The sequence below is a fragment of the Streptomyces sp. NPDC034037 genome, from assembly GCF_055575715.1.
In genome coordinates this window covers 1,268,104-1,280,429 of the sequence record NZ_JBVISC010000001.1, presented here as the reverse complement: position 1 = coordinate 1,280,429, position 12,326 = coordinate 1,268,104, and the positions used below count along the sequence as shown (strand labels likewise).

Annotated in this window: 13 protein-coding genes; 6 read left to right on the top strand and 7 right to left on the bottom strand. The window is 72.3% G+C overall.

Annotation, left to right across the window (positions count from 1 at the left end):
• Window positions 1-63 precede the first annotated feature (63 nt).
• Entirely contained in the window at window positions 64-186 is a 123-nt protein-coding gene (locus ACZ516_RS05635; protein WP_469008632.1) for a hypothetical protein, read from the bottom strand.
• The gene (locus ACZ516_RS05630; RefSeq protein ID WP_469008631.1) at window positions 183-596 is read right to left on the bottom strand and encodes a hypothetical protein; all 414 of its coding nucleotides are present in this window, start codon (window positions 594-596) and stop codon (window positions 183-185) included. The genes ACZ516_RS05635 and ACZ516_RS05630 overlap by 4 nt, the downstream gene beginning before the upstream one ends.
• 569 nt (window positions 597-1,165) lie before the next feature.
• Here ACZ516_RS05630 and ACZ516_RS05625 point away from each other — a divergent pair.
• The 3 genes from ACZ516_RS05625 (at window position 1,166) to ACZ516_RS05615 (ending at window position 4,847) form a co-directional block, all read left to right on the top strand.
• Complete coding sequence (locus ACZ516_RS05625; protein WP_469008629.1) at window positions 1,166-2,965, top strand: DEAD/DEAH box helicase; 1,800 nt, start codon at window positions 1,166-1,168, stop codon at window positions 2,963-2,965.
• A 329-nt stretch (window positions 2,966-3,294) separates the two neighbouring features.
• The gene (locus ACZ516_RS05620; RefSeq protein WP_160505296.1) at window positions 3,295-3,936 is read left to right on the top strand and encodes a helix-turn-helix domain-containing protein; all 642 of its coding nucleotides are present in this window, start codon (window positions 3,295-3,297) and stop codon (window positions 3,934-3,936) included.
• A 101-nt stretch (window positions 3,937-4,037) separates the two neighbouring features.
• Window positions 4,038-4,847: a S16 family serine protease gene (locus ACZ516_RS05615; RefSeq protein ID WP_469008628.1), complete on the top strand. Its 810-nt coding sequence runs from the start codon at window positions 4,038-4,040 to the stop codon at window positions 4,845-4,847.
• 148 nt (window positions 4,848-4,995) lie between these two features.
• Here ACZ516_RS05615 and ACZ516_RS05610 read toward each other — a convergent pair whose 3' ends face one another.
• Window positions 4,996-5,595 (bottom strand): ArsR/SmtB family transcription factor, encoded by a 600-nt coding sequence (locus ACZ516_RS05610; protein WP_361076248.1) that lies wholly within the window; start codon window positions 5,593-5,595, stop codon window positions 4,996-4,998.
• Between the two features lie 137 nt (window positions 5,596-5,732).
• Complete coding sequence (locus tag ACZ516_RS05605; protein ID WP_358588046.1) at window positions 5,733-6,203, bottom strand: Lrp/AsnC family transcriptional regulator; 471 nt, start codon at window positions 6,201-6,203, stop codon at window positions 5,733-5,735.
• A gap of 121 nt (window positions 6,204-6,324) precedes the next feature.
• Between ACZ516_RS05605 and hppD the strand changes: the two genes are divergently transcribed.
• Complete coding sequence (gene hppD, locus ACZ516_RS05600) at window positions 6,325-7,473, top strand: 4-hydroxyphenylpyruvate dioxygenase (protein ID WP_469008627.1); 1,149 nt, start codon at window positions 6,325-6,327, stop codon at window positions 7,471-7,473.
• A gap of 51 nt (window positions 7,474-7,524) precedes the next feature.
• Here hppD and ACZ516_RS05595 read toward each other — a convergent pair whose 3' ends face one another.
• Window positions 7,525-8,082 (bottom strand): quercetin 2,3-dioxygenase, encoded by a 558-nt coding sequence (locus ACZ516_RS05595; RefSeq protein WP_469008625.1) that lies wholly within the window; start codon window positions 8,080-8,082, stop codon window positions 7,525-7,527.
• A 98-nt stretch (window positions 8,083-8,180) separates the two neighbouring features.
• On the opposite strand from ACZ516_RS05595, the gene ACZ516_RS05590 reads away from it, so the two are divergent.
• Window positions 8,181-8,630 carry a MarR family winged helix-turn-helix transcriptional regulator gene (locus ACZ516_RS05590; RefSeq protein ID WP_469008624.1) on the top strand — a complete coding sequence of 150 codons (450 nt, stop codon included), beginning with the start codon at window positions 8,181-8,183 and terminating at the stop codon, window positions 8,628-8,630.
• On the opposite strand, the gene ACZ516_RS05585 is transcribed toward ACZ516_RS05590, so the two are convergent.
• Window positions 8,616-10,160, bottom strand: coding sequence for a tetratricopeptide repeat protein (locus ACZ516_RS05585; RefSeq protein ID WP_467464996.1), 1,545 nt, complete (start codon window positions 10,158-10,160; stop codon window positions 8,616-8,618). The two genes, ACZ516_RS05590 and ACZ516_RS05585, sit on opposite strands and share 15 nt — an antisense overlap.
• A 97-nt stretch (window positions 10,161-10,257) precedes the next feature.
• On the opposite strand from ACZ516_RS05585, the gene ACZ516_RS05580 reads away from it, so the two are divergent.
• Entirely contained in the window at window positions 10,258-11,628 is a 1,371-nt protein-coding gene (locus tag ACZ516_RS05580) for an FAD-binding oxidoreductase (protein ID WP_361076237.1), read from the top strand.
• A gap of 49 nt (window positions 11,629-11,677) precedes the next feature.
• Here the strand turns inward: ACZ516_RS05580 and ACZ516_RS05575 are convergent, their stop codons facing one another.
• Window positions 11,678-12,157, bottom strand: a complete 480-nt coding sequence (locus ACZ516_RS05575) for an SsgA family sporulation/cell division regulator (RefSeq protein ID WP_469008622.1) — start codon at window positions 12,155-12,157, stop codon at window positions 11,678-11,680.
• Window positions 12,158-12,326 lie beyond the last annotated feature (169 nt).

The window sequence follows — 12,326 nt, the reverse complement described above, 5'->3', positions numbered from 1 at the left end:
AGACGCCGGCGCCGCCCCCCTCAAGCAAACGGCCGCCCCCGCAACGGGACCGCCACACCCCGTTCACGAACGGGCGAACTCCACCCGCCGCGCGAACGCCTCGAACTCCGGGTACACGCGTCCGCCGCCGTCGGCCTCCCCGTGGAAGCGGGGCGGGTTCCCGCCGGCCGGGCGCACCGGCGTCACCGCTCGGTGATGTGCTGGTCGCGCCCGGCCTGGTAGACCCGGCCGTGGTCCTTGGCGGTGGCCTGCATCCGGACGCTCGCCTCCTGCCCCTGCGGCGGGGAGATCCGGGCGAGCAGGGTGCGCACGGCGTCGACCGCCTCCGGGTCGGACAGCAGTACGGCCATCATCTGCCCCTGCCAGGCCAGGCGCAGGGCCTGCGCCGTCACCTCGTCCTGTGGGGTGCCGGCGGCGGCCAGCAGGGTCGTGCGGGCCTCGTCGAGGTCCCGCGTCACGGCGTCGGCGCCCTCGGGGCGGAAGCGGCGCCACAAGGCGATGACGCCGTCGCGCGCGTGCTGCCACGCGTCGGTGGTCAACGCGCTCACCAGGGTGGTGCCGGCCACCCCCGCGACGGTGACGATCTCTGGATCCACGCCTGTCCCCGCTTCCCCGCTCCCGCTGCGCCGACGCGGCTCAGCGTAGGCAATGCCCGTCGGGGTGACCAGGGTCGGTCGAGGGGGCAAGGGACTCCACTAGGAGAGGGAGTAGAACGGTCTATCTAGTGCCAGGAGGTGGTCGTCACGAGGTGGTCGAGGCAATTTGTCGGGGAGGGGCGGGGCGGGCCGCCCGGCGTCCGCATTGACGAACCAATCCGCACCCGGCAGCGAAAGGGAACCACCCACCCCCTTCCTCGGGGGCCTGCCTGTGACCGGCACGCCGGAGCCGCCACACTCCGGATGAGCAGGGTGGCCCCCGGCACCCATCAAAGGCACCGCACGGCCGAAGGCATCCCGGTGGGCCCCGCCGGGAGGGGCCAGCGTTCCGGCCACGGGGACGGACGCAGGAACGTACGCGTTGGAACGTAAGTGCGAGGGGCGGGACGTCCGTGTGAGACCGGTCGCACCCGCCCCGGCCCCCGCCCCGATCTCACCGGCACCCCGATCCATCACCGGTAAGGTGGCCCGGTTGTCGTACGTACCCGAGCCGTAAAAACCCGGAGACCGTGACTACCACCAGCGCCGCCGCCAACTCCTCCCACCACCTCTCGCCCGCCTTCCCCGGCCGCGCCCCCTGGGGCACCGCCAACAAGCTGCGTGCCTGGCAGCAGGGGGCGATGGAGCGGTACCTCCAGGAGCAGCCGCGAGACTTCCTGGCCGTCGCCACCCCCGGCGCCGGCAAGACGACGTTCGCGCTCACGCTCGCGTCCTGGCTGCTGCACCACCACGTCGTGCAGCAGGTCACCGTGGTGGCCCCCACCGAGCACCTGAAGAAGCAGTGGGCGGAGGCGGCCGCCCGAATCGGCATCAAGCTGGACCCGGAGTACAGCGCGGGGCCGCTCAGCAAGGAGTACCAGGGCGTCGCCGTCACGTACGCGGGCGTCGGCGTGCGGCCGATGCTGCACCGCAACCGCTCCGAGCAGCGCAAGACGCTCGTCATCCTGGACGAGATCCACCACGCCGGTGACTCGAAGTCGTGGGGCGAGGCCTGCCTGGAGGCGTTCGAGCCGGCGACGCGGCGCCTGGCGCTGACCGGTACGCCGTTCCGCTCCGACACCAACCCGATCCCCTTCGTCACGTACGAGGAGGGCAACGACGGCATCCGGCGCTCGTCCGCCGACTACACGTACGGCTACGGCAGCGCCCTCGGCGACGGCGTCGTGCGGCCCGTGATCTTCCTGTCGTACTCGGGCAACATGCGGTGGCGCACCAAGGCCGGGGACGAGATCGCGGCCCGGCTCGGCGAGCCGATGACCAAGGACGCGGTCTCGCAGGCCTGGCGCACCGCCCTGGACCCCCGGGGCGACTGGATGCCGAACGTGCTCAGGGCCGCCGACAAGCGGCTCACCGAGGTCAGGAAGGCCATCCCGGACGCGGGCGGGCTCGTCATCGCCTCCGACCAGGACTCCGCGCGCGCCTACGCCAAGCTGATCCGCGAGATCACCGGGACCAAGGCAACCGTCGTCCTCTCCGACGACACCGGGGCCTCCCAGCGCATCGACGACTTCAGCGCGAGCACCGACCGGTGGATGGTCGCCGTCCGCATGGTGTCCGAGGGCGTCGACGTGCCGCGTCTTGCGGTCGGCGTGTACGCGACCACCATCTCCACCCCGCTCTTCTTCGCGCAGGCCGTCGGCCGTTTCGTACGGTCCAGGCGGCGCGGCGAGACCGCCTCCGTCTTCCTGCCCACCGTGCCCGACCTGCTCACCTTCGCCAACGAGATGGAGGTCGAGCGCGACCACGCCCTCGACAAGCCCAAGAAGGAGGGCGAGGAAGACCCCTACGCCGAGTCCGAGAAGGAGATGGACGAGGCGAACAAGGAGCAGGACGAGGACACCGGCGAGCAGGAGCAGTTCTCCTTCGAGGCGCTGGAGTCCGAGGCCGTCTTCGACCGGGTGCTGTTCGACGGCGCCGAGTTCGGCATGCAGGCGCACCCGGGCAGCGAGGAGGAGCAGGACTATCTGGGCATCCCCGGACTCCTCGAACCCGACCAGGTGCAGATGCTGCTCCAGAAGCGGCAGGCCCGGCAGATCGCGCACAGCAGGAAGAAGCCGGACGAGGAGGCGGACCTCCTGGAGCTGCCCGCCGAGCGGCGTCCCGTGGTCTCCCACAAGGAGCTGCTCGGGCTGCGGAAGCAGCTCAACACGATGGTCGGCGCGTACGTCCACCAGAGCGGGAAGCCGCACGGAGTGATCCACACCGAGCTGCGGCGCACCTGCGGCGGGCCGCCGAGCGCGGAGGCCACGGCGGGGCAGCTGCGCCAGCGCATCGAGAAGGTCCAGGAGTGGGCCACCCGCATGAAGTGAGCCCCGCGGCGCCCGGCCGTCCGGCAGGAGCGGGGCGTTCCGGGTGGGGAGGGGTTGTGCGCAGGGCGTGCGCACGCCCGTCCTCGCGCCCCGCGTAACGGGGCAATGGGGGCGCCGCGGACCTCCCGATGCCCGGATTCTGGACGAAGTCTTCCGCTCAGCGGGACGGCCTCGCTACTGTCCCCGCACACGCACACGCCCCGTGGCAGCGCCGCCGCGGAGCGCAGCCGGTGTTCCGACCGGCGGCCTCTGACGCGCGTCGCCCACGGGACCGGCGGCGCAACCGCCGCGTAAGGAGGTCGCCGACCCTCACCAAAGGAGTGGGCGTCGTGACCGCGGAGACATCCCAGACGCTGGACCGAGGACTGCGCGTCCTCAAGCTGCTGGCCGACACCGACCATGGCCTGACGGTCACCGAGCTGTCCAACAAGCTCGGTGTGAACCGCACGGTCGTGTACCGCCTGCTCGCCACGCTCGAACAGCATGCCCTCGTACGACGGGACCTCGGCGGGCGCGCCCGCGTCGGCCTCGGCGTGCTGCGGCTCGGCCGGCAGGTGCATCCGCTGGTCCGCGAGGCCGCGCTGCCCGCGCTGCGCTCGCTCGCCGAGGACATAGGGGCCACGGCGCATCTGACGCTCGTCGACGGCACGGAGGCCCTCGCGGTGGCGGTGGTCGAGCCCACCTGGACGGACTACCACGTCGCGTACCGCACCGGCTTCCGCCATCCCCTGGACCGGGGCGCCGCCGGCCGCGCCATCCTGGCCGCCCGGCAGGGGCTGGCGACCGACCCCGGCTACGCGCTCACCCACGGGGAGCTGGAGGCCGGGGCGAGCGGCGCCGCGGCCCCCCTGGTCGGGGTGACCGGCATCGAGGGCAGCGTGGGCGTGGTGATGCTGGCGGACTCCGTGCCGGAGCGGGTGGGGCCGCGGGTGGTGGACGCGGCGCGGGAGGTCGCGGACGCGCTGCGCTGAGTTCGGGCGGGCTCCGTCGCCGGCTGCGCCGGGCCCGTCCTCGAACGCCGGACGGGCTCGGTGGCTCCAGGTCGCCCCGGACGTCACGTTAGATTGATCCCGTGGTCTTCTCCCTGCCTCGTTTCACGCGCCCCCAGGTCCTCCTCTTCTGCGCGCTGCCCGTCGCGGCGCTGCTCGCCGTGGCGGGGCTCGCGCCGCTGCCGTACGCCGTGGCGCAGCCCGGGGGTACGGCGAACGTCCTGGGGAAGTACGAGGGCGAGCCGGTCCTGACCATCACCGGCGTGCCCACGCGGGAGACGAAGGGCGCCCTGCGCATGACGACGATCGTCGCGACGGGGCCCGAGATGGACGTGCGGCTCGGCGACGTGGTCGACGGCTGGTTCCGCCGCGACCGGGCCGTGATGCCGAAGGACTCCGTCTACCCGACCGGTGACAACGTGAAGGAAGTCCGCGAGCACAACCTCGGGGACATGAGGAAGTCGCAGGACGAGGCCACCAAGGCGGCGCTCGGCTACCTGAAGGCGAACGGCTTCGACGACACCGGCAAGGTGAAGGTCAAGGCCGACCTCGGCGCGATCGGCGGCCCGAGCGCCGGCCTGTTCCTCTCGCTCGGCATCATCGACAAACTGGACGGCGACGGCAGCGGCGCCGACCTCACGGGCGGCCGCGACATCGCGGGCACCGGCACGATCAACGCCGCCGGCGAGGTCGGCCCGGTCGGCGGCGTCGCCCTGAAGACGCGGGCCGCGCGCCGCGACGGCGCGACGGTCTTCCTGGTCCCGAAGGCCGAGTGCGCCGACGCCCGGGCCAACCGCCCCAAGGGCCTGCGCCTCGTCCCGGTCACCACCCTGAAGGGAACGGTCGAGGCCCTGCGCTCCCTCGCCAAGGGCACCGCCGTCCCGAACTGCTGACCAGCCGCAGCCCCGTTTCGACCATCGCCCAACCGAGCCACGCGCGCAGCCGGGCCCGGGGCCGCCGAACGGGAACGGCCCGCCGTAACTCCTCGGCACGGGTGTGGTGCAGCGCCAGATGGATGTCAGGGTGCACGGTTCGTTCCTTTCAGTCGTCGGCGCCTGTCGGCCGCGTCGGGAAGATGTGGGAGTGGACACGCACCTGGGCCACGTCCGGCGTTCCTTCTTCCGGGGCCAGCGCGCGGTAGCTGTCGATGAGTTCGTGGACCTTGTGACTCAGCTCGGCGGCCAGGGCGGGCGTCAGGTTCAGGGTGAAGTCACTGGTGTCGGCGGCCTCGTCCCAGTCCCGGGACCACTCGTGCCGGGTGGCGATCCACGTGGAGACCTCCTGGGCGCGCTGGGCCGCGTACTCGTGCAGGAGCGTGCTCAGGGCGCCGCGCACTTCGGGGTCCGGGTCGCGGATGAGCACGTCGTCGGTCCTCGTGCCCTGGTGGACCGAGCGCCACCACCGCTCCCGTCCCTTGCCGCGCTCGTGGTCGTCCTCGACGAACCCGTACTCCGCGAGCTGGCGCAGGTGGTAACTGGTCGCGCCGCTCGACTCGCCCAGCCTGGCGGCGAGTTGGGAGGCCGTCGCCGGGCCGTGGAGCCGCAGGGAGGAGAGCAGCCGCATGCGCAGGGGATGCGCGAGCCCGCGCAGCGAGCGGGCGTCGAGGTGATGGATCTTCCGGGGCTGCGGCTGTTCCGTCATGTCCGGCAGCGTAGAGATGCAAAGACTCCGTTGCAACGGTTTTTGCAACGGAGTCTTTGCAACTTCTGCCCGCCGCCGACGAGGGGCCCTCGTTTCCCCTGACGAACCCCTCGGAGCAGCCGCTCCCCGGCCTGTGCTCAGGGGTCCTCGGACGCCTGTTCCACCAGGGGGATGATCCGTAGGGGGACGGGGTTTTCCATGACGATCGCCGTGGAGGCCCGGACGATGCCGGTGAAGCCCACCACGCGGTCGATCACCCGCTGGAGGTCGGCGTTCGAGCGGGCCACCAGGCGGCAGAGCATGTCGCCGTGGCCGGTGATGGTGTGCAGTTCGAGGACCTCGGCGACGGTCGCCAGATGGGCCCGGACGTCCGCGCCCTGGCCCTGTTTGATCTCCAGCGTCGCGAACGCCGTGACGGGGTAGCCGAGCGCGGCGGGATCGACCTCGGGGCCAAAGCCCCGGATGACCCCGTTGGACTGGAGGCGGTCCATCCGTGCCTGCACCGTGCCGCGCGCCACGCCCAGCCTGCGGGACGCCTCAAGGACCCCGATCCGAGGCTCGCGCGCCAGGAGCACGATGAGCCTGCCGTCCAGATGATCGATCGCCATGCGGCCTCCCGGATGGTCATGATGTACAGATAGCCCGCTCATCCTGGCCCTCCGCTGGGCAATCTGACCACTGAAAACGCAAACTATTGCGCACCTTGTCAATCGGGTGGAGCCTCAGCTCATGACTGAGACCAGCACCCACCCCACCCCCGACACCGCGCGTGAGGTCGATCCCTTCCCGGTCAAGGGAATGGACGCGGTCGTCTTCGCCGTGGGCAACGCCAAGCAGGCCGCGCACTACTACTCCACCGCCTTCGGGATGAAGCTCGTGGCCTACTCCGGACCGGAGAACGGCAGCCGCGAGACCGCCAGTTATGTGCTGACGAACGGCGCCGCCCGCTTCGTCCTCACCTCCGTCATCAAGGCCTCCACCGAGCGCGGCCACTTCCTCGCCTCCCACGTGGCCGAGCACGGCGACGGCGTCGTGGACCTCGCCATCGAGGTGCCGGACGCCCGTGCCGCGTACGCGTACGCCGTCGCCCACGGCGCGCGCGGGATCACCGAGCCGTACGAGGAGAAGGACGAGCACGGCAAGGTCGTCCTCGCCGCCATCGCCACCTACGGCAAGACCCGCCACACGCTGGTGGAGCGCACCGACTACGACGGCCCCTACCTGCCCGGTTTCGTCGCCGCGAAGCCGATCGTGGAGCCGCCCGCCAAGCGGACCTTCCAGGCGATCGACCACTGCGTGGGCAACGTGGAACTCGGCAGGATGAACGAGTGGGTCGCCTTCTACAACAAGGTCATGGGCTTCACGAACATGAAGGAGTTCGTGGGCGACGACATCGCCACCGAGTACAGCGCGCTGATGTCGAAGGTGGTGGCCGACGGCACGCTGAAGGTGAAGTTCCCGATCAACGAGCCCGCCATCGCCAAGAAGAAGTCGCAGATCGACGAGTACCTGGAGTTCTACGGCGGCGCGGGCGTCCAGCACATCGCGCTCGCCACGAACGACATCGTGCAGTCCGTCCGCACGATGCGCGCGGCCGGCGTGCAGTTCCTGGACACCCCCGACTCGTACTACGACACGCTGGGGGAGTGGGCCGGGGAGACCCGGGTGCCCGTGGAGACCCTGCGCGAGCTGAAGATCCTCGTCGACCGCGACGAGGACGGCTACCTCCTGCAGATCTTCACCAAGCCGGTCCAGGACCGCCCGACGGTGTTCTTCGAGATGATCGAGCGGCACGGCTCGATGGGCTTCGGCAAGGGCAACTTCAAGGCGCTGTTCGAGGCGATCGAGCGGGAGCAGGAGAAGCGGGGCAACCTCTAGCCGCCGCTCCGGCCGACGCCGCTTCGGTCCACGCCGCTCCGGCGCACCCGGTCACCGGGTGCGCCACTGGTGGTCGGGCAGGAACGTCACGTCGTACCGCTCGGGGACCGTGCCCCACTTGTGGGGTTCGGGGATGAGCGGCTGGTGCGGAAGGCCGTGCTGCCCGGTGGGTGCGCCGAGGTTCTCGAAGAACCGCTCGAAGGTCCCGCCGGGGCCCGCGGCGACGCCGACGACCTGGCTGTGGTGGCGCTCCATGCGGTAGGCGTGCGTGCAGTTCTTCGGTACGAAGCCGAAGTCGCCCGGGGTGAGCAGCTTCTCCTGCTGCTCGCCCTCGGTGTCCTCGACGAAGAGGCGGACGGCGCCCTGGGTGACGTAGAAGACCTCGTGGGTGTCGGCGTGCACATGGGCGGGGATGAGGTCGCCCTTGGGCCCCTCCACGGTGAAGAAGTTGAAGGTGTTCTCGGTCTGCTCGCCGCCCGCGTAGACGGTGATCAGGTCGCCGAACAGATGGGCCCGGTCGCCCTCGCCCTTCTCGATGAAGTAGGGCTTGCCGGGGTTCGCCGGGATGCGGGAGGCGGACCGGTGGCGCGTGGCGTACTCGATGGTCATGGAATGCTCCGGAGGAGTCGGGACCGAACGGGATGTCAGGTAGCCTGACACTGCCGGGTGCCGGTGAGCAAGCCGGTGAGCACATCTGCGAGGAAGCCATGCCGTCTCCCCAGCGCGACCTGCCCCAACTCCTCGGCGACGCCCGCCGCTGGTTCGAGGAGGGGCTCTCCGCGGCCATGGCCGCCGCCGGGGCCGCCCCCGTCTCCCCGACCCAGGTGCAGCTCTGCTCCGTCCTGGACGACGAGGGCACCACCGTCTCCGAACTCGCCCGGCGCATGGGCGTCACCCGCCAGACGGCCCACCAGGCCGTGCACGGCCTCGTCGCCGCCGGCGTCCTCGAACAGATCCCCGACCCCGCCTCCGCCCGGCAGCGCCTGATCAGGCGCACCCCTGCCGGCGCACGCGCGCACCTCCAGGCCAAGGCCGCCCTCGCCCGCCTGGAAGAACACCTCGCCGAACGCATCGGCGAGGACCTGGCCGGCGCCCTGCGGACGGCCCTGGAAGCCCCCTGGGGCCCGCCGCCCGCTCCGGACTCAGCTGCCCGCTGACGCCGAGGAGGCCCCCGCCGATGCCCCGCGAGGCGCCGTCCGCCGCGCCGGAGGGCTCGGCAGCGGCGGTGGTGGAGGCGCGTCGGCCGGCGCGTACATCTGCGCCGGACCGCCCTCCGGCGGCTCGCCCAAGGCCTCCAGGGCGCCCTTCGCCTCGGGCGCGGCGAGCGGCGAGAAGTAGGGGTTGATCCGCAGCGCCTCCCCGATGTGCCGCCGGGCGGCCCCGTAGTGGCCGAGCTGCCGCTCGATCTCCCCCCGGTGATAGGCGAACAGCGCGTTGCCCGGGCCCTTCTCCGTCGCCTTGGTGGCGAGCTTCAGGGCCGCCTCGCCGTCGCCGGCCCGGTGCAGCGCCCAGCCGAGCGCGTCCGCCGTCGCCGGGCCGCCGTGCCGCTTGTACTCCGCCGTCAGCCGCTTCACCGCCGCGTCCGCGTCGCCGTGGTCCGCCTCGAACAGGCCGAGGATCCGCTCGTTGTTCACGCCGCCCGCGACCTCCTGCCGCACGCGCGCCCGCAGCATGTCGTACTGGGCGCGCGCGGCCGGCCGCAGCCGCAGCGACTCGTACAGCTCGCCCAGCTCCAGGGCGTACTCCGGCAGCGGCTGCCTGGTCAGCGCCGAGCGGTAGGCCTGCAGCGCCTCGGAGGTGCGGCCGAGCGCCGCCAGCGCGCGGCCCCGGCCCGCCAGCGAGGCGTGGTGGTCCCGGTCGGCGGCGAGCGCCGCGTCGAAGTAGCGCAGCGCCTGCGCCGGTTCGCCGCGCTCCCAGGCCAGCTCCCCGACGCCGTGCAGGCACGCCGCCTTCTCCGCGGGGGTCTCGGCGAGCGCCACCGCGTCGGACAGGGCCGTGTTGGCGTCCTCGCGCCAGCCGCGGGCGCGGTAGACCTGACCGGTGCGCGACCTGACCCAGGCGCCGGAGCCCAGCTTCCGCAGGGAGTCCAGGGCCTTGCCGACCGCCTTCGCGTCACCGAGCCCGGTGTAGGCCTCGATCAGCGGGGGATACGCCGTCCACCGTGCGGGCGCCTGCCGCACCGCCTGCTCGCCCCACCCGCGGGCCGCCCGGAAGTCGTGCCGGGCGTTCGCCAGGGCGGCGAGCCCCGTCAAAGCCTCCGCATTGCCCACGGGCCGCACCTTGAGCGAGGTCCGCAGCGCCTGTTCGGCCTTCGGATACGAGGCGAAGTCCGCCGTGCGCAGCCCCCGCGCCACATACGCCGAGCCGAGCACCGCCCAGGAGTGGTCGTCGCCGGGGTGCGCCCGCAGATGCGCCTCGCGCTCCCGGATGAGCGCCGTCAGATCGGGCAGCGCGGCCGGCGCCCCCGCCCCCACGGCCAGCTGCGCGCGCCCCGCGGGCCCGAGCGTGCGCGGCGCCGGCTTCTCGTCGTCCAGCGGCACCAGCGCGTGGGCGGCGCCGAGCACCACGGCCCCCACCGCCGAGGCGACCAGCACGCGCCGTAGCGACGAAGGCCTCCCGGGCGGCCTCGCGGGCTCCATCAGGGACGTGGAGGGCGTCAGGGAGGACCGGGACCGGTAGGATTTCATGACGCTCACTGTGCGTCAATACGAAGATCACATCCCGGCGCGCCGAAGGCGTCGCACACGGGTTCACACCGATGGCCCCGGGTGCGAGGCTGTGATCATGAGCCGCACCCTCGTCGCACTGCTCCAGGAGGGACTGCCCGCCGAGGCGGTCCTCACCGATCCGGACGTCACCTCCGCGTACGCCCACGACATGGCGAGCTTCTGCGCGGCGGGCACCCCCGCCGTCGTGGTCCTGCCGCGCACCGTCGAGCAGGTCCAGCACGTCATGCGCACCGCCACCGAGCTGCGCGTCCCCGTGGTGCCGCAGGGCGCCCGCACCGGCCTGTCCGGCGCCGCCAACGCCAGCGAGGGCTGCATCGTGCTGTCCCTGGTCAAGATGGACCGCATCCTGGAGATCAGCCCCGTCGACCGGATCGCCGTCGTCGAACCGGGCGTCGTCAACGCCACGCTGTCCCGCGCGGTCGGCGAACACGGCCTGTACTACCCGCCGGATCCCTCCAGTTGGGAGATGTGCACCATCGGCGGGAACATCGGCACCGCCTCCGGCGGCCTGTGCTGCGTGAAGTACGGCGTCACCGCCGAATACGTCCTCGGCCTCGACGTCGTCCTCGCCGACGGCCGCCTGATGAGCACCGGCCGCCGCACCGCCAAGGGCGTCGCCGGCTACGACCTCACCCGCCTGTTCGTCGGCTCCGAGGGCAGCCTCGGCATCGTCGTCCGCGCCGTCCTCGCGCTGCGCCCCCGGCCGCCCCGACAGCTGGTCCTCGCCGCGGAGTTCGCCTCCTCCAAGGACGCCTGCGACGCCGTCTGCGCGATCATGGAAGGCGGGCACGTCCCGTCGCTGCTCGAACTGATGGACCGTACGACCGTGAAGGCCGTGAACGCCCTCGCGCACATGGGCCTGCCCGAGACCACCGAGGCCCTCCTGCTCGCCGCCTTCGACACCCCGGACCCGGCGGCCGACCTCGCCGCCGTCGGCGCGCTCTGCGAGGCCGCGGGCGCCACCCAGGTGGTCCCCGCCGAGGACACCGCCGAGTCCGAACTGCTGCTCCAGGCGCGGCGGTTGTCGCTCACCGCGCTCGAAGCCGTCAAGGGCACCACGATGATCGACGACGTGTGCGTGCCGCGCTCCCGGCTCGCGGACATGCTCGCCGGGGTCGAGCGCATCGGCGAGAAGTACGGCCTGACCATCGGCGTCTGCGCGCACGCGGGCGACGGCAACACGCACCCCACCGTCTGCTTCGACGCGGCGGACCCCGACGAGGCGCGGCGCGCCCGCGAGTCCTTCGACGAGATCATGGCCCTCGGCCTCGAACTCGGCGGCACCATCACCGGCGAGCACGGCGTCGGCGTCCTCAAGAAGGAGTGGCTGGCACGCGAGATCGGCCCGGTGGGGGTGGAGATGCAGCGGGCCGTCAAAGCGGCCTTCGACCCGCACTCGCTCCTCAACCCCGGCAAGCTGTTCTGACCCGTCCCCCGCCGAACCCCGCGCGACGGCGCCCCCGTGGCCGCACGGCTCACTCACCGTCCTTGGCATCGTCCGCGGGCCACGACTCGCGCGGCCAGAGCTCGTCCACCCGGCCCCCGGTGGGCGCCAGCAGCTCCGTGAGGCCGTCGTCAATGCCCAGCCGATCGCTCTCCGAGCCCGGCGGCACCACCCGCAACACCCGCTCCAGCCACGCGGACACGGCGCCGGCGGGGGCCTCCAGGAGGGCCTCGCCGTCCGGTGAGCTGAGCGCCATCAGCACCACGCCCCGGCCGTCCGTCCGCGTCGGCCAGACCCGCACGTCCCCGTGACCGCACGGCCTGAACACCCCCTCCACCAGCAGCTCGCGGGCGAACGTCCAGTGCACGGGGTTCCGCGAGCCGATGTGGAAGGCGATGTGGACGGCGTAGGGATCGTCGGTGCGGTAGGTGAGCCGGGCCGGGACGGGGATGATCCGCTCCGGCGAGAGGATCAGCTTGAGTTCGAGCTCGCGTTCCACCACGGAGTGCATGTCGGTGCGCTTCCTTTCCTCGGAGGGGCCCGGGGAGCGGACCCGTACGAGTGGAGAGCGCGTGGCCCCCCGGAGCATTACGCGGGTTCGCGGGATTTTCTTCCGGTGTCTTTCACGGGCCGCTCCCGAGCCGCCATCGCGGGGAGCGGGGGCCTCGCGGGGAAAGTGT